Annotated in this window: 23 protein-coding genes and 2 pseudogenes; 6 read left to right on the top strand and 19 right to left on the bottom strand. The window is 45.1% G+C overall.

What is annotated here, in order from left to right; genetic code table 11:
- Positions 1-4: 4 nt before the first annotated feature.
- The 8 genes from NQZ91_10000 to NQZ91_09965 form a co-directional block, all read right to left on the bottom strand.
- On the bottom strand, positions 5-2062 hold the full coding sequence (locus NQZ91_10000; protein ID UUM57647.1) for a BglG family transcription antiterminator: 2058 nt from the start codon (positions 2060-2062) through the stop codon (positions 5-7).
- Between the two features lie 125 nt (positions 2063-2187).
- A complete protein-coding gene (locus tag NQZ91_09995) occupies positions 2188-3279 on the bottom strand; it encodes a MupG family TIM beta-alpha barrel fold protein (GenBank protein ID UUM57646.1) in 1092 nt (363 codons plus the stop codon).
- Between the two features lie 10 nt (positions 3280-3289).
- Positions 3290-4690 carry a glycoside hydrolase family 1 protein gene (locus tag NQZ91_09990; protein ID UUM57645.1) on the bottom strand — a complete coding sequence of 467 codons (1401 nt, stop codon included), beginning with the start codon at positions 4688-4690 and terminating at the stop codon, positions 3290-3292.
- The gene (locus NQZ91_09985; GenBank protein ID UUM57644.1) at positions 4690-6045 is read right to left on the bottom strand and encodes a 6-phospho-beta-glucosidase; all 1356 of its coding nucleotides are present in this window, start codon (positions 6043-6045) and stop codon (positions 4690-4692) included. The genes NQZ91_09990 and NQZ91_09985 overlap by 1 nt, the downstream gene beginning before the upstream one ends.
- A 159-nt stretch (positions 6046-6204) precedes the next feature.
- Positions 6205-7602, bottom strand: coding sequence for a polysaccharide deacetylase family protein (locus tag NQZ91_09980; protein UUM57643.1), 1398 nt, complete (start codon positions 7600-7602; stop codon positions 6205-6207).
- A gap of 132 nt (positions 7603-7734) precedes the next feature.
- On the bottom strand, positions 7735-8118 hold the full coding sequence (locus tag NQZ91_09975; GenBank protein ID UUM57642.1) for a VOC family protein: 384 nt from the start codon (positions 8116-8118) through the stop codon (positions 7735-7737).
- 372 nt (positions 8119-8490) lie between these two features.
- Entirely contained in the window at positions 8491-9192 is a 702-nt protein-coding gene (locus NQZ91_09970) for a discoidin domain-containing protein (GenBank protein UUM58860.1), read from the bottom strand.
- 272 nt (positions 9193-9464) lie between these two features.
- A complete protein-coding gene (locus NQZ91_09965) occupies positions 9465-10157 on the bottom strand; it encodes a phosphoglycerate mutase (GenBank protein UUM57641.1) in 693 nt (230 codons plus the stop codon).
- 283 nt (positions 10158-10440) lie between these two features.
- Here NQZ91_09965 and NQZ91_09960 point away from each other — a divergent pair, with 283 nt between their 5' ends.
- Genes NQZ91_09960 through NQZ91_09950 form a run of 3 tightly spaced genes read left to right on the top strand, consistent with a single transcriptional unit; the run spans position 10441 to position 14127 of the window.
- Positions 10441-11625, top strand: coding sequence for an acetyl-CoA C-acetyltransferase (locus NQZ91_09960; GenBank protein ID UUM57640.1), 1185 nt, complete (start codon positions 10441-10443; stop codon positions 11623-11625).
- A 25-nt stretch (positions 11626-11650) separates the two neighbouring features.
- Positions 11651-12808: a hydroxymethylglutaryl-CoA synthase gene (locus NQZ91_09955; protein ID UUM57639.1), complete on the top strand. Its 1158-nt coding sequence runs from the start codon at positions 11651-11653 to the stop codon at positions 12806-12808.
- A 59-nt stretch (positions 12809-12867) separates the two neighbouring features.
- A complete protein-coding gene (locus tag NQZ91_09950; GenBank protein ID UUM57638.1) occupies positions 12868-14127 on the top strand; it encodes a hydroxymethylglutaryl-CoA reductase, degradative in 1260 nt (419 codons plus the stop codon).
- Positions 14128-14148: 21 nt separating this feature from the next.
- Here the strand turns inward: NQZ91_09950 and NQZ91_09945 are convergent.
- A pseudogene (locus NQZ91_09945) lies at positions 14149-14648 on the bottom strand (ATPase).
- On the opposite strand from NQZ91_09945, the pseudogene NQZ91_09940 reads away from it, so the two are divergent.
- Positions 14647-14895 (top strand): annotated as a pseudogene (locus NQZ91_09940) (DNA cytosine methyltransferase). The pseudogenes NQZ91_09945 and NQZ91_09940 overlap by 2 nt on opposite strands.
- Before the next feature lie 15 nt (positions 14896-14910).
- On the opposite strand, the gene NQZ91_09935 reads toward NQZ91_09940, so the two are convergent.
- From NQZ91_09935 to NQZ91_09890, 10 genes are all read right to left on the bottom strand, one after another.
- Complete coding sequence (locus tag NQZ91_09935) at positions 14911-15372, bottom strand: GNAT family N-acetyltransferase (protein UUM57637.1); 462 nt, start codon at positions 15370-15372, stop codon at positions 14911-14913.
- Between the two features lie 152 nt (positions 15373-15524).
- Positions 15525-15887: a TIGR02328 family protein gene (locus NQZ91_09930; protein UUM57636.1), complete on the bottom strand. Its 363-nt coding sequence runs from the start codon at positions 15885-15887 to the stop codon at positions 15525-15527.
- A gap of 14 nt (positions 15888-15901) precedes the next feature.
- Positions 15902-16387, bottom strand: coding sequence for a GNAT family N-acetyltransferase (locus NQZ91_09925; protein UUM57635.1), 486 nt, complete (start codon positions 16385-16387; stop codon positions 15902-15904).
- A gap of 43 nt (positions 16388-16430) precedes the next feature.
- Positions 16431-17762 (bottom strand): UDP-N-acetylmuramate--L-alanine ligase, encoded by a 1332-nt coding sequence (gene murC, locus NQZ91_09920; protein ID UUM57634.1) that lies wholly within the window; start codon positions 17760-17762, stop codon positions 16431-16433.
- Between the two features lies 1 nt (position 17763).
- Positions 17764-18423 (bottom strand): hypothetical protein, encoded by a 660-nt coding sequence (locus tag NQZ91_09915; GenBank protein ID UUM57633.1) that lies wholly within the window; start codon positions 18421-18423, stop codon positions 17764-17766.
- 84 nt (positions 18424-18507) lie between these two features.
- On the bottom strand, positions 18508-21591 hold the full coding sequence (locus NQZ91_09910; GenBank protein ID UUM57632.1) for an SNF2 family helicase: 3084 nt from the start codon (positions 21589-21591) through the stop codon (positions 18508-18510).
- Positions 21592-21706: 115 nt separating this feature from the next.
- A complete protein-coding gene (locus NQZ91_09905) occupies positions 21707-22033 on the bottom strand; it encodes a hypothetical protein (protein UUM57631.1) in 327 nt (108 codons plus the stop codon).
- A gap of 219 nt (positions 22034-22252) precedes the next feature.
- Positions 22253-22795 carry a ribosome-associated translation inhibitor RaiA gene (gene raiA, locus NQZ91_09900; GenBank protein ID UUM57630.1) on the bottom strand — a complete coding sequence of 181 codons (543 nt, stop codon included), beginning with the start codon at positions 22793-22795 and terminating at the stop codon, positions 22253-22255.
- Between the two features lie 76 nt (positions 22796-22871).
- The gene (locus NQZ91_09895) at positions 22872-23537 is read right to left on the bottom strand and encodes a ComF family protein (GenBank protein UUM57629.1); all 666 of its coding nucleotides are present in this window, start codon (positions 23535-23537) and stop codon (positions 22872-22874) included.
- Positions 23530-24822, bottom strand: a complete 1293-nt coding sequence (locus tag NQZ91_09890) for a DEAD/DEAH box helicase (protein ID UUM57628.1) — start codon at positions 24820-24822, stop codon at positions 23530-23532. The genes NQZ91_09895 and NQZ91_09890 overlap by 8 nt, the downstream gene beginning before the upstream one ends.
- Before the next feature lie 56 nt (positions 24823-24878).
- Here NQZ91_09890 and NQZ91_09885 point away from each other — a divergent pair, with 56 nt between their 5' ends.
- Positions 24879-25511, top strand: a complete 633-nt coding sequence (locus NQZ91_09885; GenBank protein ID UUM57627.1) for a YigZ family protein — start codon at positions 24879-24881, stop codon at positions 25509-25511.
- Between the two features lie 90 nt (positions 25512-25601).
- A complete protein-coding gene (cysK, locus tag NQZ91_09880; protein ID UUM57626.1) occupies positions 25602-26528 on the top strand; it encodes a cysteine synthase A in 927 nt (308 codons plus the stop codon).
- The last annotated feature ends 35 nt before the right edge of the window (positions 26529-26563 follow it).

Below are 26563 nucleotides of genomic sequence, written 5' to 3'. Positions count from 1 at the left end.
TTTATCATCTTGAGAATGAAAAAAGTAGTGAGTACTCTCTCCCGTCGGAGATTTCTTCACTACTAATCTTAGTATGTTTTTGTATTAAGGGAATAAAAATAGTTACTAATTCATCATAGGTTGGATTGTTCAACAACCGTTTTTGTAGGTCTTTGTCTTTGACAAACTCGACCAGACAGGGGGATATATATTTTATGTGAGAATTTCGCCCCTTTGAAGGGGATAGTAAGAATACAAAATGAACGATTCCCTCCTCACCCCAACGGATACCTTCTTTAGAAATGCCTACTACAATCTGTTCTGAATAGCTCATTGCTACCGCAGGATGAGGGAAGGCCAACATTTCTTCAAATACTACAGAGCTATAGGTCTCCCGCAGATGAACCTGGTCTAAAAACGTTTCTACAAAACCTGGCTGACTAGCTTCATTCAGCTTCATTGTCAACTCTTCCAACAGGGACATTCGTTCCCTATTTTCATCGACTACCACAATCCGACTCGGTCCAAAGACCGCCTCAGCAATCTGACGCGCTTGAACATGGTCCATATTTTCCCCATGTTCCTCACCCATCGAAAAAGTCAAACCTTGCTGCAAATGTTGCTTTATCTTTGAGACGTCCTCTCCGGATAGAAAAACGGAAACCGTGATAACCTGTGTCATAAAGATAAGATTGGATAGACTGACAGATGAGATAATCAACTCAACATCAGACAATCGCTCCTCGGTCACCTCGTAATAGCTGACCACATCTACAATTTCTATACTTGAAGAAAATTCTTTCTCCAGCCGATTTTTCAACATCAAGGCACTACCGACACCTGTTGAGCAAACGACCAATACCTTTGTCTTTCGCTGTGGATTGTACCGTTCAACTGCCGCCATCAAGTGCAGGGAAAGATAAGCCCATTCATCATCTGAAACTTTATAACCTTGAAAGAGGGGCATTTGTCCAAAGACCTCCTTTGTGAGGTCAAAGACTTCCGCATAATCCCTACGAATCTCCTCCGTCAATGGATTATCCAAGACAATCCCATTTTCCAGTCGGATTTTTAGGGGCAACATGTGGGCTAGAATTCCTTTAAATAACTGCTGATCGGCAGAAAGTTCTAAACCGATCTTACGAGACAATTGGAGCAAACTATCTTGAATTTGCTGTCTCAAGGCCACTTCTGCCTGATCTATTTTGGCCAGATTTTCCGTCAGCTTAACCTTCAAATGAAGGGCAATATAATTTGCTTCTTCCTCAGGAATCAATAGGTCAAAGGCTCCTTCAATTTTCCTGAGAATTTTTTGGGCAACCTGATATTCCTTAGAGCGACTAATTTGTTCTGAAATGGGAAAGCGTTCAATTGCAGAGCCAGCCCGCATCCGCTGCAACATCAGGGCGATATGAAGGACCAAATTTTGCAATACAAAATCTGATAGACGAAGACTGGCATCCCGACATTCATCAATCACAATCCTCATAATTTCTGTGAAATTGATGGATGGAAGGAGGTTATTCTCAACGAGTCCATATAAGGTTTTCCCTAGCTGTTCGCTGAAAAAATAATCCATGATAAAATGCCGAATCGCCGTCTCTTTACCAGTGATTTCTAAACCTGCTTTTGTCATATTTAATTCCATATCGTAGGATGACAATAGGTTTCGGATATCAACAATCACCGAGTGCAGGGTTGTTTTACTGATAAATAAGTCCCTTTCCAATTCCGCCAATGTTGGCGACTGTCCTTCAAACAAGAGCTTATTGAGCACAAATCTCTGCCTGTCCACAGCTTCTTCCACCGAATGAAGATTGGTCAGCTGCCTTTTGGAAGAAAGGGAGGATTGCCAAAAGGTTTCAAATGCACGAGAATCATCCACTTGCAGATGATAACCGAGACCAGGCTTTGATAGCAATTGACTCCCGCTATTTTGTAGCGAAGCCGTTAACTGCTTCAGATAGGTTCTAGCCGTACGGTCGCTAATATGCAGCTGCTGAGCAATTTCCAAACTAGAAACGTAATCATCTGGATGGTCGATTAGAAATTCTAATAATCGAATCTCCTTTTTTGATAGCATCTCGTCCTCCTTTCCAAACTTAAAATCTGTATTCAAAATCCCTGTAGCTCTATAGATTTATAATAACATACACACAAGAAATTGACTATTCTTCTTTTTTCCTTAGCATTGATGAAAGATTGCGACTAAACTACTTTTAAGCGAAAGGCCTGCCATGGCTTCAAAAAGGAAACCAACGGCCAATCCTCAGGATGTATGGTTCCAACGATATTTGCCTTAGGGGATAGCTCCAGTTCCTTAATGACAATGTGGAGTTCTCCTTTGTAGCGACCGTAGAGGTCATTATCAATGATGACAGTTCCGGCTTCTACCTTGCGATATCCATCTGTCTGAGCAGGAATAGAGTTATCTTTATATACAATTCGTGGCATGGTTGAACGAATAACATAAGCAGAGATATCCCCACGATAATTGTGACTAAAATCAATAATCTCTCTCTCAATATCGGTCACGTGTTCTGCCAATTGCACTCTGAAAGTCAGAACATCTTCATCGAGCACCTCTTGAATAGACTCTAATTCTTCTTCTATCACGAACTGATTGGAAATCAATACCCAATCAATCAAACCAGTCGCTTTTATCCACGCAATTTGACGAGCTAATTCTTGATGACGGTGTTCTTCTAGAGTTGGTAACCCTTCAGACAAGGGCCATGGGCCCTCTGTTGCAGTCTGCGAGGAGACAAAGGCTGCCGATGTAATCCCCTCTTGTCTATAAAACTCTGACATTTCGAGAAAGTAATCTTCCGAAAGTGCCGTATATTCATGGGGATAAAAATTATGACAGGCAATTATATTCTCTCTATTAGCTCCTGCTTGCAAGAGATCTGTCAATAATCTCTTATCTGTACTCATGTTCAACTCAATTTTCAGCTGATAAGGATTTTGTGTCAGAGAAACAATTTCTTCCAAGGGCAGAGCTTCATCCAAGCGAATCCCTGCAACTCCGAATGCATGCGCTTTTTCAATAAGGGAATCTTTCCAACCACAGGATTCAATGAATCCTGGACTGATATCTGCAATCACTAGCATCCCCTTTTGGTTGGCATAGGAAATAACTGAACGATACAGGTCAAACACCTCGGAATTATCTGGCCCAATCTGGAGCAAGCTGATAAAAATCCTCCTTGCACCATATCGTTCCATCAAATCGATGTAGCTCTGACATTTCTCCAAGCCATGTCGCTCCGGATAGATTGAAAATCCAAAGTTTGTCATATTCCCCCTCCTACCTACTAAAGCCGTTGGCTTGACTGACTTCCTTAAACCAATAACCTGATTTTTTGATGATTCTCTTTTGAGTGCTCAAATCCAGCTCAACCAAGCCATATCTATTTTTATAAGCATTTAACCAAGACCAGCAGTCAATAAAGGTCCAAAGCATGTAACCCTTACAATTGGCGCCTTCTTGAATGGCTCGATGTAGCTCAATCAAATGGTCTTGAATAAATTCAATCCGATAATCATCCTGAATATAGCCGTCCTCTTTGAAGGCCTCTTCTCCTTCCACGCCCATGCCGTTTTCCGTGACCAGCCAAACGATATTGCCATAGTCCTTTTTCAAATTCATGGCAATGTCATAAAGGCCACGTTCATAGATTTCCCAGCCACGGTGAGGGTTGATTTTCTTGCCAGGCATATCATAAGAGGCAAAGAAATGTTCCGTCGTCAACAGGTCACCCTCCTCAAAGATTACTTTCGGAGCCTGTACTCGGAGAGGCTGATAGTAGTTGACCCCTAGGAAATCAACCGTATTTTCCCTGATGATAGCAAGTTCCTCTTCTGTAACATCTGGTCTGAGCCCGTATTCATCGATAATGGCTACCAATTCTTCTGGGTAGGCCCCCAATACAGACGGATCCAAAAAGCTCTTGGTCTGGAAAAGTTCGGCAATGCGGGCAGCTTTCTGGTCTTCAGGACTGTCACTCCTTGGGTAGGCAGGAGTCAGATTGAGCACAATAGAAATCTGATGGTCTGGATGCAATTCATGACAGGCCTTGACTGCCAAGGAGCTGGCTAATTGAGTATGGTAAGCCACCGCTACTGCAGCCTTAGCATCAACTTTACAGGGATAATGGTAGGAGCCCAGATAGCCACACTCTACCGGCACAATCGGCTCATTGAAGGTCACCCAGTGGTCCACCAAATCCCCAAATAATTCAAAACATTTCCGAGCGTAGGCTTCATAGGCCCAAACCGTTTCCTTGGATTCCCATCCTCCTTTTTCCTGCAAAGCATAAGGTAGGTCAAAATGATAGAGATTGACCAGCAACTTGATACCCAAGGCATTGACCTGCTGAAAAACATCCCGGTAAAATTCCACAGCCCTTGGATTGACCTGACCGACACCGTCCGGGATTAAACGTGACCACTGGATAGATGGCCGAAAAATCGTATGCCCCGTTTCTTTCAAAAGCTCAATATCGGTCTGATAGTTTTTATAAAAAGTGGAGGTCACATCCGGACCAATCTGCCCATGGAAACGCTCCGGCTCAATCCCAAACCAGTAATCCCAGTTGTTCAAGCCCTTTCCGTCACCTGGCTCTATCCCCTCACTCTGTGGACCAGAGGTGGATGAACCCCAGAGAAATCCTTCTGGAAATTGATAAAATGTCCCTTGTTCTGTCATTATACTTTCCTTTCTGCTTTGATGGCTTCAATGCTGGATACAAATTGCGGTAAATAATCCGCATGTGCAAGCAATAGGTCTTTTAATAGTTCTTCTGCTTTAGGCCCGTTGGCAATCAAGGGATTGAGATAGAAGGCTTGCAAGAGCAAGTCATAATCACCTGTCACCGCAGCTTCTACCGTTGCTAATTCCATCTCCTTCATTAGCTTCAAATAAGCAGTCACCAGAGGTGGACTTGGCGGACAGCCGAGCGGAATAGCCCCATGAGCTGTAATAATAGCAGTCACCTCCACAACACAATTTTCTGGTAGATAGGGAATCACACCCCGATTGACCGTCGAAACGGTTAACTCCTGGTGGCTGTCATTGTAAATGGCCACAATCAACTGGCAGGCAATGTCGCTGTAATAAGCTCCGCCCCGTTTCTCCAACTGCTTGGGCTTTTCTTGTAAATGAGGGTCGGCGTAGAGCTGGAACAGTTCCTTTTCTACCTCTTGGACCACTGCGGCACGCACCCGCCCAGCCTGGTATTGCTGGAGGGCATCATCCAACATCTCCTTTTCCAAAAAATAATAGCGGTGATAGTCACACGGCAGCAGGCCAATTGTCCGAAGTAAGTCAATTGAAAATTCCAGATTACTGATATTTTTCACCGCATCTGCTGGACGGCTTGCCTGATTTCCATAGAGTTTCTCCATCACTTCCATGGTCCGATTTTTTCCAAAACGGTCCCAAACCTGATGAAAATGAAAATGATTCAAACCGATATGGCGGGTCATAACCTCAGATTCCTGAAGACCAAGCACCTCTGCGGCAGCTTTCTTTTGCCCAATCGGAATATTGCATAGACCTATCACCTTTTCCCACCCCAGGTAATTGACAATAGCCTCCGTCACCATGCCAGCAGGATTCGTAAAGTTAATCAGCCAGGCATCTGGACAGAGCTCTTTCATATCAGCAATGATGCTCTTATAGGCTTGAATGGTCCGCAGAGCCTTAAAAATACCTCCAGCTCCGTTAGTCTCTTGACCTAAAAATCCATGACTGAGAGGAATGGTCTCATCCAAGTATCGCGCCTGCAATTGACCGACCCGAAATTGAGAGGTCACAAAATCTGCATTTTTTAGAGCGCTTCTCCTATCCAAGGTCGCATGAATTTCCCAGTCAAGACCAGCTTTTTTGACCATGCGTTTGGCAAGTTCTACCACGATTTCCAATTTTTCTCGGCCATCTTCGATGTCTACAAACCACCATTCTTTGATAGGTACCTCGGTATGTCTTAGAATCATTCCTTCTACCAGTTCCGGTGTATAGCTTGAGCCACCACCTATTGTTACGAGTTTAACCATAGGCATTATCCTCCATTTTACTCTTACTAAAAGTATACTCTTAATATACTGGATTTGTAAACGGTTTCTAAGACCAAACTTTTCCTTTTCCCTACGGAAAATCCTTGGGTTCTGGGCAAAGAAAAACCTATGCTCATGGTGAACATAGGTTAGATATGATCTTATTTAAGCGCCGGGTCCGGCATCAAATTGATTGTAATAAATCAATTGAGGATTTAGTTCTTGCCCCAGTAATTCACTAGAAGTCACCAACTTGAAGCCTTGGCTCGCAAAATACTGGAGCGTTGGTTCGACACTTTCTACACTGGTAGGATGGATATCGTGGAGCAAAACGATAGATCCAGGAATCGTATTGGCCTTAATGGTTTCCAGAATGACCGCAGGATTCCGGCTGGACCAGTCATTGGAATCCACTGACCAATAGATAATGGGCATATTAATGACATTCATGGTCGCTTGATTGACTGCTCCGTACGGCGGCCGCATGAGCTTGGGCTTGTAGCCCAGAATCTTTTCCAGAGCAGCCTGGGTGTCACCAACTTCTGACTGAACAGCCTCTGGACTGATGCCCGTTAACTTCGGATGGTTCCAGGTATGGTTACCAATTTCATGACCTTCGGCCACCATTCGCTGGATAATATCCTCATTGCCAGCAATATTTTTCCCTAAAATAAAGAATGTTGCCTTAACATTGTATTTCTTCAAAATATCCAAAATCTTTGGTGTCGTCTGGCGGTTGGGACCATCGTCAAAGGTCAGAGCAATCCGTTTTTGATTGGCCAATTCTTCTTTTTCCTTTTGGTACTTGTCGTAGTTTTCCTGATCTGTGACTGTCAAATGATGGCCGGACAAGCAATCATAGAGCTCTGAGATGGAAATGGCTAGGGTCTCCACTTGATAGCCTTCTGGCAGGTTTAACAGAAACTGACTCTCTCGGTAGCTGAAGGATAGATTTTCCACTTCTTCCTGGCCAAATTTCTGGAGAAGCTGGTCGATTTCTGCCTGCTCCATGCCTTGACTAGCCAATTCTCTCTGCAGATGAGATGAGACAATGGCACGAAAAACTCCCTGGTCCTCAACCAAATGTTTCAAACTAAAGACCTCTTGCTCCGCTGTCAGTAAAATCTGCTCCACATCCTGTTTTTTCTGAGAAACCAACTTGGTTCCCCGTACCTTGTAAGGCCTTGTTCGAATCCGATAAGCTATGATGTCTTTGTACTCAGAGTTTTCCTTATCCACACTGAAAAAATGCAGTCCTGTCGTTCTAGATTGAGGCCCTTCCTGGCCGAATTGCTTTTTCACCAGTGCTAGGACCTCCTTCTGAATCACCGAAATCGGATTCCCAGCTTCATCTTCTGGAATGGCAACTTGAACAAATTCTGAACCGATTTTCCCAGCCTGACGATAGACATTGCTTTCCTTGGAATAGTTTAATTTTAGCTGTTTGACGTCATCTCTCAAGGCCTGTTCCTGGTATTTTCCATAAGCAAAGACCAACATGCCAAGGCACACTAAAAAAAGAATGCTATTGACAACCAACAGCGCAACATTTTGTTTTCTCATACAAGTAAATCTCTTTCATAGATATATAACTATCATAGTATAAAAACGACTTTTTTTCAATCAATATTCGGTTTCTGAAAACAGTTACATAAAATAAAAAAGAGCCGAACTTTTTCGACTCCTTTTCATCTCTTAGTCTGCGCGAATAACTTCCACACGGTAGCCATCTGGATCCGTTACAAAATAGTATCGTCCTGGATTGCCTGGTAGTCCACTGAGGTCTGTCGTTGGATAGCCAAGCGCCTTGTGCTTAGCATTGTCCCCTTCCAAATCATCGGAAGAGAGAGCCAGGTGTGAAAAACCATCCCCAACCACATAAGGACCATGATCGTAATTATAAGTCAATTCAATCTCAAACTCATCACCTGGAAGTGCCAAATACACCAAGGTAAACTTGTGGTCCGGATAATCCTTACGACGGGTTTCTTTAAATCCAAAGGCTTCTTCGTAGAACTTTTGAGAAGCTTCTAAGTTTTCAACACGCAAACAAGCGTGCAACATTTTTTTACTTGCCATGTTAGACTCCTTTTATTTGATACTTAAATTCTATCATAAAATACATGAAAAATCTGATATCTGATATGAAAAGTGGACCATCACAAGGACGGTCCACCTTATATAGTTGATGCTCAATTCCTATTGCCCCTGAGACCAATGGTCATGAACACTCCCTATCAACTATGATTTCTTTTGCGAGCTGCAAATCCTGTAAGACCAATAAGAGCAAGGACTGATTGACTATCTCCGGTATTTGGCAAGCTAGCAGATTCTGATTGAGTTGCTGAAGCTGGACTTACTGACTCAGTTGGAATTGAGAGTTCAGAAGTTGAAGCCGGTTCTGGACTAGCTACTGTTGAAGTAGTGACAGGTGCAGCTGGTACTTTGAACTCAAAGCTGGCAGATAGTGATAAGCTGGTTCCCTTTTTCCGTCACCAATTCTTCTTCAACGACTGCTGCTGGCGCCATGACAGTCAACTCATTACCAGATACATAGCCACCCACACTTGATAGCCAGTTAATCTTGATGTAGCGAGTAACGGTCCCCTCTGGTAGAAGAGCAGCTTTTTCGTTCGCATTACGAAGCCAGGTTGTTGGTTCACCGACTGCTTGCCATGTCTCACCATCTTGACTAATTTCAAGGCTCAATCCAGTAATATTTCCATTACCAGCGTTATCGCGAGGACGATAAATTAGGTGATCGACAGCTGTACTTTCTCCCAAATCAATAACTAGACTTGACGGAACAGCACGATTATTGTTCCAATCACTATGGTAAAGTGTATTATCATCATCATCGTAAAGATTGGTTAATGGTTCATTTGCTTGTTCTGCCGTGCTTGCAGTTGCATTGACAATTGCTACTTTCAAGCTTGGCTCTTTAGCAATTGTATCGGTTTCGAGAACCTCAGATGCTTCTGAAGAACCTAGTGGATTACGGGCTGTCACACGGAATCGATAACTTGTAGTTGGCAAAAGACTGTGCACATCAAAGTGAGCATTTTCTGTCCGACCAATCGCAACCGAAGCCATACCGACAGTAAAACGTCGAATAGAAAAACGTTGCCGCTTATCAAATAGTTGCTTTGAAATTTACTCATTTAACATAGACCTCTCTTTTTTATTATATTAATTATATTGTGTTCACTTTTGATGCATCCTCCTAAACCTACATCATCCATATTGGAACGCTTACAAAAAGAGTCTTTCATTGAATGATTTTAATCACAAGCATTTTGTGGATATATCCACTTGATAATTTATTGATATACGAATTCAGTTGTCATACAAACATAGTTATAAGTTGTGATAATTCTATCCGAGCATCAAAAAACACCTAGACCGAAGTCCAGGTGTCCATCCAATTACGTTTCCAAGTAGTACTCTTTCACGATGTTGAGGTTTTCGTCCAATTCGAACACAAGTGGTGGGAAGTTAGGGATTTCCACATCCATGATTTCATCGTCAGACAGTTGCTTGATGTGTTTTACAAGGGCACGGATAGAGTTACCGTGTGCACCTACGAAGACATTTTTGCCATCTTTCAAGGCTGGAGCAATCTTGTCTTCCCAGAATGGAAGAGCGCGCTCAAGCGTTACTTTTAAGTTTTCAGCATCTGGGATAACTGAGCCATCAAGGTGAGCATAACGACGGTCAGTGTGTGCTGAATGCTCATCGTCTTTTGCCATTTCTGGTGGCAATACATCGTATGAACGACGCCAGATGTGTACTTGCTCATCACCATATTCAGCAGCAGCTTCAGCCTTGTTTTTACCTGTTAAACCACCGTAGTGACGCTCGTTCAAACGCCATGATTTTTCAACTGGTACCCACAATTGATCTGCAGCTTCAAGAGCCAAGTTTGTTGTCTTGATTGCACGTTTCAATACTGAAGTGAAGGCCAAGTCAAACTCGATACCAGCTTCTTTGATCAATTTACCAGCGTCGATTGCTTGTTGTGTACCTTTGTCAGACAAATCAACATCAGCCCAACCAGTGAAAAGGTTAGCTTTGTTCCATTCAGACTCACCATGGCGAGCAAAAACCAATTTTACCATTATATGGATTCTCCTTTTTATTTTGAGGTTTCCCTCTTATACTTCTCTATTTTACACGAATTGCGTAAAAAATGCTAGTTTTTCCACAAGCTGTTTACGCTTTCATTATTTTTTCTTGAAAATTCAGCCCTCAGACCTATCCTTCTTCTTATCCATTATGCCAAAAACATGATATAATAGTTAGGCTGAACACGACAGATCCAAGAGGAGATTCCGCACTCTAGAAATGCCGGACTTTTTTATCCTTTGCGAACTGAACAATAATAATGAACACGGAGTACTCATGAATAAAGTAGCTATCGTGTCTGCCTACCGCTCTGCCATTGGCAGTTTCGGAGGTAGTCTAAAAGATATAGAAATCGCCGACTTGGGATCCCAGGTTCTCAAGCAGGCGCTAGAGAAAAAGAATATCCCAGCGGAGAGCATTGACGAGGTCATCTTTGGCAATGTCCTTTCTGCTGGTCAGGGGCAAAATATTGCCCGCCAAGTTGCTGTCAAAGCAGGACTTCCGCAAGAAACTTCTGCTTATTCGGTTAATAAGGTCTGCGGTTCCGGTCTCAAATCCGTCTTGCTCGCAGCCCAGTCTATCATGCTGGGCGACAATGACGTCGTCGTTGCAGGTGGTATTGAAATCATGAGCCAAGCCCCCTACCTGTCAAAGCACAGCCGATTCGGTGCTAAATTCGGACACTTGGAATTAGAAGATTCTATGCTGACTGACGGTCTGACGGATGCTTTTGAGGGCTACCACATGGGCATTACCGCTGAAAATGTTGCAGAGCGGTATCAGGTCACTCGTGAAGAACAGGACGCCTTCGCCTTTGCCAGCCAAGAAAAAGCTGCTCAGGCTATTGCCCAAGGCACATTCGTAGATGAAATTGTCCCAATTAGCCTACAAACCCGCAAGGGAGAAGTCATATTTGACACAGATGAATACCCACGATTGACCCCACTTGATAAATTAGCAACACTCCGCCCTTCTTTCAAAAAAGATGGTACGGTGACTGCAGCCAATGCCTCAGGTATCAATGACGGCTGTGCAGTTCTCGTTCTCATGTCAGAAGAGAAGGCTAAGGAGTTGAATGTCCAGCCTCTAGCCTTCATCGAGGCCTATGCGACTAGCGGATTGGACCCAGCCTACATGGGCTTGGGACCAATTCCAGCTAGCCAGAAAGCTCTACAAAAACTCGGAAAAACAGTGGACGACATTGATTTGTTTGAAATCAATGAGGCCTTCGCTGCCCAGTCCATTCCTGTTGTCAAGGAATTGGGCATCCCAGCAGATAAGGTCAACGTCAACGGAGGTGCAATCGCACTCGGACACCCTATCGGTGCCAGCGGTAGCCGCATCCTGGTGACGCTGATCCACGAACTAGAAAAACGCAATGGAAAACTAGGCCTCTGCTCACTCTGTATCGGAGGCGGTCAGGGAATTTCCCTCATCATTTCCAAGGCGACCACAAGATAAATCACTTGTAAACAAAGGAATTTTTATGAATATTGGTATTGATAAAATCGGTTTTGCGGCACCTGATTTTGTATTAGATTTGGCTGACTTAGCCCAAGCCCGCTCTGTTGATCCTAATAAATTTAAAATCGGATTGCTCCAGTCTGAAATGGCTGTGGCTCCTGTGACTCAAGACATCGTGACCTTGGGGGCACAGGCTGCGGCTAGCATCTTGACCGAAGAAGATAAAGCAACTATTGACATGGTTATCGTTGGTACCGAATCAAGTGTTGACCAGAGTAAGGCTGCAGCCGTGGCTATTCATGGACTCCTAGGTATTCAACCCTTTGCACGGTCTATCGAAATGAAAGAGGCCTGCTACGGTGCAACTGCTGGACTCAGCCTAGCCAAAAGCCACATCAACCAATTCCCTGACTCCAAAGTTCTGGTCATCGCCAGCGATATTGCCAAATACGGTATCGCATCAGGCGGTGAACCAACTCAAGGTGCGGGTGCTGTTGCCATGCTGGTCACTGCTGACCCACGCATCATGGTCCTCAACAATGACAATGTCTGCCAAACCCGCGACATCTACGACTTCTGGCGTCCCAACTATGACAAATATCCGCGTGTTGATGGCAAATTTTCAACCGAACAATACACTGATTGCTTGACTACTACCTTCGACCACTACCATGAGAAAACTGGACAACAGCTCAGCGACTTCGCGGCTATGTGCCTCCATATCCCATTCTCAAAGCAGGGGCTCAAGGGCCTCCAAGCCATTGCCAAGGATGAGGAAACCCTGACCCGCCTCTCTGACCGCTTCCGAGAGGCCATCGTTTACAATAAGGTGGTCGGCAACATCTATACTGGCTCGATTTTCCTTTCTCTCCTTTCCCTTTTGGAAAATAGCAGAGCGCTCAAGGCAGATGACCAAGTCCTCTTTTATAGCTATGGTAGCGGAGCTGTCTGTGAAATCTTTAGCGGCCGTCTAGTCGAAGGCTACCAAGAGCACTTGGAAATGGACCGCCTAGACAAGCTCAACCAGCGGACACGCTTGAGCATGGACCAATACGAACAAATCTTCTTTGAAGAAATTGAATTGGACGAAACAGGCACTTCTGCTGACTTGCCTGCTGACCAAAGTCCATTTGCTCTAGCTAAAATCCAAGACCACAGACGAATCTATATCAAAAACTAGTCAGTAACTGGCACCCTTGGCCAAGCCAGGGTGCTTTTCTCATATAGAAAGAGGAAATCATGTCCCATTTCTCAGGATATTACAAAAAAACGCGGCTTGAACGCATTGACTTGCTAGCTCAAGCTCATGAGCTAGATGAGAAAACCATTGCCATTCTCCAGCAAGATGATAATCTCCCAGAAACCGTTGCAGGAAAAATGGCTGAGAACCACCTTGGAACCTTCTCCTTGCCCTTCTCGGTCGTACCTGAATTGCTGGTTGACGGTGTCAGCTACAGCATTCCCATGGTCACGGAAGAACCCTCTGTCGTTGCCGCTTGCTCGCTAGGTGGAAAAATGATTGCCAAATCGGGCGGTTTTTCCACCACTATCCACAACCGCCTTATGATCGGTCAAGTCGCACTCTACGACGTTCCTGACATGAACAGAGCTAGTCAGCTCATTGGTCAGGCGGAAGAAGAACTGCTCCAACTAGCCAACGACGCACATCCATCTATTGTCAAACGAGGCGGTGGCGCTAGAAGGATTACCGTCGAGCAAAAGGGTGAATTTCTGATTGTTTACTTGCAGGTCGACGTCCAAGAGGCCATGGGCGCCAATATGTTAAATAATATGTTGGAAGGGATAAAAGAACATTTGGAAACTCTATCGCAAGGTCAGGCCTTGATGGGGATTCTGTCCAACTATGCAACGGAGTCCCTGGTGTCCGCAGAATGTCGGATAGCCATCTCAAGTCTAGCAATCAGCTCTGCCATTGCTCAAGAAACGGCAAAAAAAATAAGCCTTGCCAGCAAACTGGCTCAGGTGGACCCTTATCGGGCTGCCACCCACAATAAGGGGATTTTTAACGGCCTTGACGCCCTTGTAGTTGCGACGGGAAATGACTGGCGGGCGGTTGAGGCAGGCGCTCACGCCTATGCCAGTCGCGACGGACAATATCGCGGTCTTTCGACATGGACAATCCAAGGCGAGGAGCTGGTGGGTTCCATCACACTGCCCCTGCCTATCGCTACCGTCGGTGGTTCAATTGGCCTCAATCCTAAGGTTCAAGCAGCTTTTGCTATTTTGGGACATCCACAGGCGCGGCAACTAGCTTCTATCATAGCCGCTGTCGGTCTCAGCCAGAACTTCGCTGCTCTGCGCGCCTTGGTCACAACTGGTATCCAACAGGGACACATGAAACTTCATGCCAAATCCCTGGCCCTGCTAGCCGGCGCCCACGAAAAGGAGGTCGACCACCTAGCCCACCTCCTGCGCCAAAAAAAACACAGCAATCTGGAGACAGCACAGAAATTGTTAGAAGAAATGAGAAGAAACTAAAAAAAGAGGGGTGACTCTTTTTTAAGCCTCCACTAACCAGTCTAGCAGGCTCATCTTCTCGATACCGCCATAATTTGCATAGGGTTGAATAGTATCCATAGTCAGTACATACTGTCTGAAATCTTCTGCAGCGGACGCAATTCTCTTTCAAGCGTTTCAGACGCAAGAGTTGTTTCACTGACTTGGTAGTAGGCACAATGCCCCTGCTCCGTGACGGCAATGAAATCCACCTCGTACTTATCGACATTGCCAACATAGGCCTTGCTATAACGTCGACATAGCTCCAAAAATACAATATTTTCAATCATATGTCCAATATCTTCCTGATGATCTGGGAGCAATAGGTTTCTAAAACCAAGGTCTACTGTGTAGTATTTTTCTAGACGCTGTAAGAGACTACACCCTTTTACATCAAACCGAGGAACTGCGTAAAAGAGCAGGCTATCTGTAAGGCTGTTCAGATATTGTTCCAAGGTTGCATGTGCGATTTTTACACCCTGACTAATCAGGGTATTTTTTATGCTAACATCAGAGGGGACTGTCAATCGCTCTACCCACTTCTTAAAAGTCAATGGGCATTACCGCCTCATTACACCTATTGAAGCAGAGCGACTGCAAGACTTTCCAGACGTTTGGACAGCTAAGAAAAAACTTTCTGACGGAACTATTGTTGACGTTTCTGATAAAATGCGAATGTTTTTCATGGGTAATGCCTTAGTAACAGAAATCGTTAAAAAAATCGGAGAATTTATAAAAGAACTCAACTGAAATAGTTGAGTTCTATTATAATACTTCCTCCATCCGTATCTTCTGCGGTTTCAACCCTAGTTGCTCATAAAATGCGACTGCCTTCGTATTATCCGCCCAAACATCCAACGTTATATTGTAGCAATCACTTTCCTTGGCATAAGAAAGAGCAAAAGCATAGAGTTCCTTGCCAATTCCCTGACCGCGAACCTGCGATGACACACACAAATCATCGATGAAGAGCGTTTTTACAGGCTGTAATACCTGACTCTGGGCCTCTTGAATTTGGCAAAAGAGATGCCCAACTACCTGTCCCGCCGTTTCATAGACAAAAATTAGCTGGTCTGGATTTCCAATCATGGAAGTCAAGTCTGCCTGCGAATATTTTTGCCCACTTTCCCTAAAAATATCAGGTCTCCCCACATGATGAAACTGTAAAATCTCCTCAAGCAGGCTTTCCAGTGCTGGAATGTCTTGTAACTGAGCTTGTCTAATCATCTTTTTCCTCCTTCAAAAAAAATAATACAAATCGGTCCTAAGACCGATGAATATTCTGAAAATTCCTTTATACTATAAGTGTATCCTAAAATTTTTCATAAATCTCCTAAAAGTCAGTCCTCTGGGCTGATTTTTTGTGTTTAACGGATGATTTACAGAAAAATCCCCTTGTCCCGCAAATTGACCAGACATTCTTCCAAGTAAAATGCGTCATGCTCTGGATAAATAGGAATGGTCAGTGGAATTTCTTCAACCTCACTATAAGACGCTTCCTTCTTCCCACGATAGGTCGACTCCTGCCATTCGGCCGACACCTTGTAACCTCTATTCTCCATCTCCTGCATGTTCTTCTTATAATATTGAAACAATTTTATCGGAGAATGGGTAAAGACATAGTTGACCGTCGCATGAGGACGTCCCCAACCTGCACCTCGTAAGGCACAACATTTTCTATGCTGTCCCAACAATTGCTGGCGCGGAAGTACCGAAATTAAGTCTTGATGCCAAAGTTGCATTGGATCCCCCCCTGTTATGGCACAGACCAATACATGTCAAACCACTGGCCGCCGCCAAACTGTGACTGGGAGGGTCCCATATCCTCAAAGCCATTACGCTCATAATAGTTGAGCAAATATTCCTTACAAGTTAAAGCAATCCCCTCCATATTTCTTGACCTTGCGACTTCTTTCAAGGCAGCCGTGAGTAGGGTACCAAGCCCCTGACCCTTGTAGGCATTGTCCACTGACAGGCTAGCAATGTGCAAGTATCGTCCTTTTAAGTCAGCAGAGCTTGTCAGCTCAAAAATAGCATCCGTCACCAACTTCTCTTCTGCAGGACAGGCTAACAAATAGGCTACTACTTCTCCTTCGTGAATCATAACGAGGCTAGACTTGCTAAGATTCTCAGCATAGACAGCCAAAACAGGATCTGAAATCTGCTCCTCAGGAATAAAATTTTCCTGTTCCAGCCGCAAAATACCAGGCAAGTCACCCGGCTGCGCAAAACGAATTTCCATATTATTTCCCCTAGTATCTGAAAAGGGACCGCAGTCCCTTTTCTTATTGTACATTATGTGTCAAATTTGACAAGAGACGCTCAAATGAATATTCATAGGACTGAATATCCCCTGCCCCCATGAAGACATAGACCGCATTGTCATGGTCCAAGAGTGGAGAAGTATTTTCAACCGTCACCAGCCCACCTTTTTTCGTGATTTTAGCCGCCAAATCCTCTACCTTGACCTCACCGTTATCTGTCTCACGCGCTGATCCATAGATTTGTGCCAAATAAACCGCATCAGCCCCATTCAAAGCCTCTGCAAATTCATCCAAAAGGGCAATGGTCCGCGTAAAGGTGTGCGGTTGGAAAATAGCCACCAATTCCTTGCTTGGGTACTTCTGACGGGCCGCATCAATGGTCGCAATGATTTCCGTTGGATGATGGGCGAAGTCATCAATGATAACCGTATCGTTGACAATTTTCTCCGTAAAACGACGCTTGACACCAGCAAAGGTCTTGAGGTGTTGAGCTACCAAGCTCAAATCAAAACCAGCAATATGGAGATTGGCAATAACCGCTGTCGCATTCATAACATTGTGCTTACCGAAGGTTGGAATTTGAAATTCACCCAATTCCTGGTCCTTGTAGCGCACCTTGAACTGCGAACCTGTGGTTGACGGACGCAAATCATAGGCTACAAAGTCATTCTCATCACCGAAACCATAGTAGTAAATCGGCGCATTGGCTGTAATCTTACGCAATTCCTCATCCTCACCATAGAGGAAAAGACCTTTTTTAACCTGCTTGGCATAGTCATTGAAGGCATTGAAGACATCCTCAAGGCTAGTGAAATAGTCCGGATGGTCAAAGTCAATGTTGGTGATAATGCTGTACTCTGGGTAATATGGAGCAAAATGACGCTCATACTCATCTGACTCAAAAACAAAGTATTGGGCATTGGCAGAACCACGACCTGTACCATCACCGATTAAGAATGAGGTATCCGTGATATTGCACATAACATGGGCCAAGAGACCTGTAGTTGACGTCTTACCGTGGGCACCAGCCACACCTAGGCTAGTAAATTCCTTCATGAATTGACCCAGGAACTCGTGGTAACGCTTGTAGCTGTAGCCTTTCGCATCCGCATAGGCGATTTCCACGTTATTGTCTGGACGGAAGGCATTACCAGCAATCAGCTCCACATCGGCAGTAATATTTTTTTCATCGAAGGGCAGGATAGGAATTCCAGCTTGCTCCAGCCCACGCTGGGTAAAGTAATACTTATCTACGTCACTTCCTTGAACTTTGTGGCCCATTTGGTGGAGCATAAGAGCCAGCGCACTCATGCCCGAACCCTTAATACCAATAAAATGATAGTTTTTTGTCATCTTAATCCTCTTCTATATGTGTCAAATTGAGTTCTTGAGCAACCTGCTTATCACGAAAGGCACGCCTTTCCGGATAATTGTAGACCTGACTTCTCTTGAGGAAATCAAAGGACTGGTTGCTTGATGTTTTTTCCTGCACCCGCTCCTCTTTTTTCAAAGAATAGACTTCTGGCAGATCTGCTAAAATATAGCTTTCTTGGCGCAAACGGTCAGCTAGATTGGCCAGAAGATTGCCAGTCGCTTCCTTGCGAGGAGTAGGCTGGACAGTTGGAACTTTTTTAGGCTTGCTTCCGATAAAATCATCCTTCAAATAGCTAGCTGAACGTTTCTTTTTAATATCTTCTTTGGCTACTTCCCTGGCTAACTGCCCCTGGGTCTTCCGCTCCGCATGCTGGACCGGTCTGTGAAGATTTCGGTCCCGTCTGGAATAATGCGACCTCTTGGTAGCAAATAAAGGGGGCAAGAGCTCGTCTTCCGTCTGCTCTGGAACAGGTTTCACCGCTGGTTCCTGACTGCCACTGGCTTCAAACACCTTGTCCTGATAAGGTCCCTTAATATTTGAAATCAAATCGCTCTCCTCATAGAGAAGCATCTGAGGGCTGGCCTCAATCAGAGGCTCATTGTCTGAAATGATGGGAAATCGAGTATCTTCTCTTATCATAGCACATTCCTTTCAACTACTCATTATATCATAAAGGCACAGGGTTTTACCACACAAGAGGAAGTCTGCTTCAGATTGTCAGCCTTATTCTGTGATACCAAGAATGTCACGAATATCTTCAACCGTCAGACTTGAACGACTTTCTTCGCCGTCCAGCACCGTCTTGACCAGATTTTTCTTACTTTCCTGCAGGGCAAGGATTTTTTCTTCAATCGTTCCCCTGGTAATCAATCGATAGCATTCGACCGTTTCTGTCTGCCCCATTCGGTGGGCCCGACTAATGGCCTGGGATTCCACCGCAGGATTCCACCAGAGGTCAACCAAAATGACTGTATCGGCACCGGTCAGGTTGAGCCCCACGCCACCTGCCTTGAGGGAAATGAGGAAGGCATCTCGGCTACCTGCGTTAAAGGCTTGGGTCATTTCTTGGCGCTGACTAGCAGGGGTCGAGCCGGTCAATTTGTAAGAGGTCAGGCCCAACTCATCCAGCTGCTGCTCAATCTTATCCAGCATTGTTCTAAACTGTGAAAAAATCAATACCCGATGCTCACCCTCTTTAAGCTGTTGTAGGAGCTCGCTCAGGCTATTGAGCTTACCACTTTCTCCGGTGAAATCATCCATAAACAGGCTGGGAGTGTCACAAATTTGGCGGAGACGGGTAATGCCTGATAGGATTTCAATCTTATTACGGTTAATCTGGGCATCATCTGCTCCCAACACCTTGGTCTGCATTTGCTGGAGTTGCCCCAGATAGATGACCTTTTGCTCATCTGTCAATTCATTTAGGACATTGACCTCAATCAAATCTGGCAATTCATCCAGAACCTCTTCCTTATGCCGTCTGAGGACAAAGGGCTGGATCATACGGGCAATTTCCTGGGAAGTCATCTTGCTAAATTCCTGCTTACCTGGCAGGAGGCCTGGTAGGACAATCTGGAAAATAGACCAAAGCTCAGTCAGGTGATTTTCAATAGGCGTACCAGACAGGGCAAAACAATTCCCTACCTCAAACTCTCTCAGAAGCTGGGCAATTTTTGACTGAGAATTTTTCATGACCTGGGCTTCATCCAAAATCAAATAATCAAATTGCTCTTCTTTATAGAGGTCAAAATCCTGTCTGAAGGTTGGATAGGAAGTCACATAGACCTGATGGTCCTCATTGATAAGCTTTTCCCGGTGGTCCTTATTGCCATAGACCACTGCCACTTCCAAGTCCGGCGCAAATTTGGCACATTCTTCCTGCCAGTTATAAATCAAACTAGACGGAGCCAAAATCAAAACCTTGGAACTTGACTTCAGATGGCCTGACAGGAAGGCAATAGTTTGCAGGGTCTTCCCTAGACCCATATCATCTGCCAGAATGCCCCCGAAACCATAATGGTTGAGCATGGAAAGCCATTTGACGCCTGTCTCTTGGTAATCCCGTAGTTGCTGATTAAGGGGCTGTTGGGGAAGAGGAAAGGTATCTGGTGCCGCCAAATGAGCCGCCATGGTTTGAAATTCTTCCGAAAAATGAACCTGGTCCAAGCCTGACAATTGCTGAGCCAGTCGGAAACCATTCAAGGCATCCAAATGAAGGGTCTGCCCCTTTCCAAATTTAGCTCGGAGATTGGTCAGAGTCTGGCTGATGCGCAAGGCCTCTTCGTCGAAGACCAGCAACTTGCCACTTGGGCTGGTATAGTGGTCCTCCTGGTTTAAAAGGGCCTGGATGGCCTGATCCACCTCAGATTGATCAATGCCTGTCAAGTCAAAGGAAATGTCCAACAAGGAACCATTTTTCACGATTTCAAGACTTGGCTTGGCCTGAATAAGATTATTTTCTAACTGCTGGTCCAGGTAAACCTTACCCATTTTTTCCAACAGGGCTAGATGTTCCTTGTAGAAGGTATACCATTCGGTCTGGACCAAGGGCTGGCGGTAGGCCAGGAATTTCCCATGAAAGCCTGCTAGCTTGATCGCCTGGCGGACAGCTTCCAAATGTTGAAAATGACTTGTAAAAGGTAGTAAGTCCAGCTCCTCTTGCGAGGCAACCTTGCGACCTGAAAAATCCAAGACCAGCTGCAGGGTCAAGCGACCACTTGCCTCCATGCCCAGATGGAATTCCGGCTGAAAATCCTCAATGGCAAAGCGTTTGGGTGCCTTGACTTTCCCCAATTTTTGCAGTTCCAATAAACTGAGGGCCAATTTGCCCTGATCTTGAAAATCCACTTGAACCTTGCGTAGGCCTGATTCAGTCGGAACCAGATCATTGATCCGCATCAGCAGATTTTCCTGCTGGCGATTCAGGCTATAGATAATACCATGTTTGAGCAGGTAACTTCCATAAAAGAGCTGGCGGACAGGCTCTTCATGAATCACCATTTCAATCATATCCATATGAACCGTTACTTCAAAACAAAAGAGACCGTCTTCTGGCGTTAGGTGTTTAATGGTCAACTGTGAGTAGCTGGTCTGCTGGTGGGTCAGTTGAAATTCATCCAAGTCCCCCAGTAATTCCAGCCCCTCCTCAAAGTGAGACTTGGGCAGGCGAAAATGACGACCGAAATGAACCAAGACTTCCGAGTCCAGGCGGGCTTTTTCAGGCACCAGGACCCATAAAAATTCCAGAAGAGCCTGACTTGCCGGGTCAAAATGATCAAAGGACACATGCTCAAAGTATTTTTTACCGATTTGATACTGGCCATTGGTTTTGACCACCTTCAAAAAGGCCCCAATATCGCGAATAATATAGTAACGCTGGTCTGGCAAACGACCGATTTTGAGGGTCCAGTCAATCTGGCGGTCATAGGCCAATAACTGCCCCTCCACCGCCAATTGGTATTGGATACCCAAATCAAGCGGAAGCGGTAAAATTTCATCCAAAAACAAGCCGCCAAAGTAGGTTCGCCTAGCGGTCTCCTTCTGATGGCTGCCCTCCTCCTTGAGGGTCTGACCAGCCTTATCATTCTTCAAAAAATACTCCGTAGCAGCCAAATGCTGGCAGTAGCCCTTGTTTTGAAATAGCAGACAGCTACAATTAAGCTCACTATCGTCATCACTATAGGAAAACAACTCCCCGGCAATTTCCAGTGTCATCTTACCCAGCTCGCTCTCAACGACTGTCAACTGACCCGATTCGTATAAATCAATTCCTTCCTGGCGAGTCCGCCCCGGCATCATCCTACTCATCCATGCTCCTATTCAACATTCATTCCTAACAAATATTATCTCTCCATTATAGCATAATTGAAACCGAATTTCCCTCCCCAGGGATCAAAAAAACACCAGCTCAAGCTGATGCTTTCTATTTCCTCTTCCAATAATAGTTGGTTGCGCGACACATCCTGACCAGGTATTTGCCAAGTCGCCAAAGCGAAAAGAGCGCAAGCCCAAGGAGGAAGGTTGCAAGAATCATATGGCCCAGATGAAAGTCTTTCAGCAGCTTAGCTAGGCTAAAGAAACTGATAAAGGCAAGCAAGCCGACCAGGACCAGATGAAACAAGATTCCGAGCCAGCCCAACCAGTAACGACTGCCAAAGGGCGCCTGTTTTTCTGGCTCAAAATCTGGCAATTCCAAGAGCCACTCTCCAATCAATTCTGCTAAAAACTGCATAGCTAGTCCTTTCGTCACCCGTCATGGCAAAAGAGAGAAGGTTGCCCTCCTCTCCTATTCGTTTATATAAGAAACAGTATTTACAAGTAAGGTAGATTTAGATGAGAGATAGTTTTTTTTACAAATCAAGACCGTTTTTTGATGGAATACTGACTGTATTTCGAGAAAAACGAACGATGAGTGGCAGAAAACTAGCCTTAGCTAAAGATACTGAACTGTGAATACAAGTTCTGAGAATTACTGACGCACTTCCAAGAGTCCCAAATCGCCATCTTCACGTTTGTAAAGGACATTGGTAGTACCATCATTGGCATCTGTGTAGATAAAGAAGTCATGTCCAAGCAATTCCAATTGAAGAACCGCCTCTTCCATATCCATTGGTTTCAAGTCTACCTGCTTAGTACGAACTACTTTTACTTCTTCTTCAGCTTGCTCTACCAACTCGTCTGTAAAGACTTGACCAGTAGCCACTTTTTGACGGTGTTTGCGCTCGATTTTTGTCTTATTACGACGGATTTGACGTTCAATCTTGTCTACGACAAGGTCGATTGAGCCATACATTTCTTGTGAAATGTCTTCTGCACGCAGGGTTACACCACCAACAGGGATGGTCACTTCAACCTTAGCACGCTTGTCACGGTAAACCTTCAAGTTTACTTTGGCATTCAACTCTTGGTCTGCACTAAAGTACTTCTCAATCTTAGCAACTTTCTCTTCTACATAGGCACGGAGTGCATCTGTAACTTCAAGGTTTTCTCCACGAATACTGAATTTAATCATATTAGTACCTCTTTCTTGGCTTTCGCCTTTCTTCACTATCATTATAACACATTTATAAAATATTGCAACCGTTTTCTCAACGTGAAAGTGAAAATGTTTTGATTTCTTTCTGACCAGTTTTCATGAAAAGTCCCACGGCAAGCTGGATTGTGGCACCTGTTGTGTAAATATCGTCAACTAAAATTATTTTTTCTGGAAGCTCATCTTCCTCCAACAAATAAAAGACCTGTTCCGCATCAAGACGCTCCTCCCGACTTTTTGAAGACTGTTTCCGGCTATCAATTTTGCCTAAGAGCTCTTTATATGGAAGACCAGCCGCATCAAGTAGCCCCGTCACCTGATTGAAGCCTCGCTCCTCCAACCTCTCTGGACTAAGGGGAATGGGAACCAAGGTATAGTCCGAATAAGCTGACAGGGCTGCCTTGATTTGCTGGGAAAAGATCTGTCTGAGCAGATAGTCCCCTTGAAACTTGTACTTGCTGAAATAATCTGCCATGGCTGGATTGTATTGGAAAATGGCCCTGTGGTCAATGTGTTTGCCCCTGGCCTGCCAGTGCCGACAATCACTGCAGATATCGGAAGTTCCTGACTTATAACACGACGGACAGTGGAGCTCTGCTATTTCCTTAAAAGAAGCCTGACAGCTGGAACAAATCCCTAGCTTCTCCTGCTGGAAAAAGAGGATAGAGCTAAATGTGGTGCGGGTTCGCAGGCTTTCCGCACAGAGTAGGCAGTTAGACATAGCCGGCCTCCTTATTCATAAATTTGATTTCAGCGATTGCTTTTTCAATGGCACGGGTCGAACCCTCATGAAAAAAGAGGAGCAAGCCTGTGGGACGATCCATGGACCGTCCGACTCGACCTCCAATCTGCACCAAACTGGACGACGTATAGAGATAGTGGTTGGCCTGGACTACCATGACATCAACCATGGGAAAGGTCACACCTCGCTCCAGAATCGTTGTTGAAACCAGGATGGTAATGGTGCGGTCGCGAAAACCTTGAACAATCTCCAGTCGATTTTCCGTCTGACTAGAAACAAAACCGATTTTCTCATCAGGAAATTCTCGCTCCAAAATCGCTACAAATTCCTGGCCTTTGGAAATTTCTGGCAGAAAAATCAGCAAGGGAAAACTTGTTTTTCGCTGGTTTCTGATAGCTTTCTTGAGCTTGACAACCAGCTTGTCCTTTTTCAGGCTCTGGTCAAATTGGCTGAACCAGACCTTTTCTGGCACAATCAAGGGATTGCCGTGAAAGCGTCTGGGCAAACTGAGCCGTTCTAATTGGCCGGATTTTACCTTCCTATCCAGCTCATCCGTCGAGGTCGCTGTCAGGAAAACCTGGAGCCCGTCTGCTTTGACGGCATTGTCTACTGCCCGGTAGAGCATGGGATTGTCCGCATAGGGAAAGGCATCCACCTCATCGATTAAGACCAAATCAAAGGCCTGGTAGAACTTGAGCAACTGGTGGGTGGTAGCGACCACAAGCGGCGTCCGAAAATAAGGATCCGACTGACCATGAAGGAGACTGATGGGAACAGCGAAATCTTGTTGCAGCCGCTTATAAAGCTCGATACAGACATCAATTCTGGGACTGGCCAGACAAACTGCTCCGCCCTGGTCAATGACTTGCGCTACTGCATGGTAAATCATCTCCGTCTTTCCAGCCCCCGTCACGGCATGAACCAAGGTCGGCCGCCTTTTTTCAATATTGGCACAGAGCCCGTTTGAAATCTTCTGCTGCCAATCAGTCAGCTGACCAGACCACTTGAGACAGGCATTTTCTGGGAAATCCTGCTGGGGAAAATAATAGAGTTCCTCATCTGACCGCACCCTGCCTAGCAGGATACATTCTCGGCAATAGTAGGCCCCGTTTGGTAAACGATGGCGGTCCGAAAATGCAGTCGAACAACGAAAACAAGCGCCCCCCTCTGTCATGCTAGGTAAGGTCTGAGCTGCTTGGCGCTCTTCAGCTGTCAATTGATACTTGGTAAACAGTCGTCCATAATAATTTTCTAATTCTTTCATCACTTATTTATTCGGAAATTTTTGTCAGTTTTTGGAAAAACGTGTATAATTTTGGTATGAAAGAATTTAAGACCATTAAAGAAGACGGTATTGTCGAAGAAGAGATTAAGAAATCCCGCTTTATTTGCTTTATGAAACGGGTGACAACCGAGGAAGAGGCCAGGGAATTTATCAACGGTATTAAGAAAGAGCACTACAAGGCCAACCATAACTGCTCTGCCTTTATCCTTGGCGAAAATATGGAAATCAAGCGATCATCGGACGACGGCGAGCCTTCTGGTACAGCGGGTGTTCCCATGCTGACAGTGCTGGAAAATCATGAACTGACCAATGTCGCAGCGGTTGTGACCCGCTATTTTGGAGGTATCAAATTGGGTGCCGGTGGGCTGATTCGGGCTTATGCTGGGGCCGTGTCCAAGGCTGTCAAGGAAATCGGCATTGTCGAAGTCAAGGAGCAAAAAGGCATTTCTATCACCCTTTCCTATGCCCAGTACCAGGAATTTGCCAACTGGCGGGCTGAGTTGGGACTGGAAGAACACGATACCCAATTTACAACGGAAGTTCAAACCATGATCTATGTTGACAAGGAACTGGTTGCGCCGACTCTGACCAGTCTGACCGAATTTTACCATGGCAAGGTCACAAGCCAAGAGACTGAGCCAAGAATTGTCGAAGTTCCTGTTCATTAAAAAAAGCTATCATGACGATAGTTTTTTTATATTATACATTGGCTGGGACTTGATATATACTAGAAGTAACTATATTTGGAGGTATTAGCAATGGCTATTTATCAATCGATTACAGAACTTGTCGGAAAAACACCGATTATCAAACTCAATAACATTGTCCCTGAAGGTGCTGCGGATGTCTATGTCAAACTGGAGGCCTTCAACCCTGGTTCTTCTGTCAAAGACCGCATTGCTCTGGCAATGATTGAAGATGCTGAAAAGGCCGGCACTATCAAGCCTGGTGATACGATCGTTGAGCCTACTAGCGGAAATACTGGTATCGGTTTGGCTTGGGTTGGAGCTGCAAAAGGTTACAAGGTCATCATCGTCATGCCTGAAACCATGAGCATTGAGCGTCGTAAAATTATCCAAGCCTACGGAGCTGAGCTAGTTCTCACACCAGGTAGCGAGGGGATGAAGGGTGCCATTGCCAAGGCCAATGAAATCGCTGAAGCACAAAATGGCTGGGTACCTTTCCAATTTGCCAACCCGTCCAATCCAAAAGTTCATGAAGATACAACAGGACAAGAAATTTTGGAGGACTTTGGCCCAACTGGTCTGGATGCATTTGTGTCAGGCGTGGGTACTGGTGGTACCGTCAGCGGTGTCTCTCATGTCCTTAAGGCAGCCAATCCCGATGTAAAAATTTACGCTGTGGAAGCAGATGAGTCTGCCGTCCTCTCTGGTGAAGCACCTGGTCCGCACAAGATTCAAGGAATTTCAGCTGGCTTCATCCCAGACACCCTGGATACCGCTGCCTACGATAGCATTGTCCGCGTCAAATCAGATGATGCTCTGACAACCGGCCGCGCTATCGGTGGACAGGAAGGTTTCCTGGTCGGTATTTCTTCTGGCGCTGCTATTCATGCTGCGATTGAAGTCGCTAAGGAACTAGGAGCTGGCAAAAAAGTCTTGGCTATCCTGGCTGACAACGGTGAACGCTATCTGTCAACTACCCTCTATGAGTTTGAAAACTAATATACCAAAAGAGCCTGGATTTTGTACTGACCCCA

The organism is Streptococcus suis, assembly GCA_024583055.1.
Taxonomy (GTDB): domain Bacteria; phylum Bacillota; class Bacilli; order Lactobacillales; family Streptococcaceae; genus Streptococcus; species Streptococcus suis_V.
Note: the sequence above shows the minus strand (reverse complement) of the source record. Positions and strands in the feature narration are given on the sequence as shown.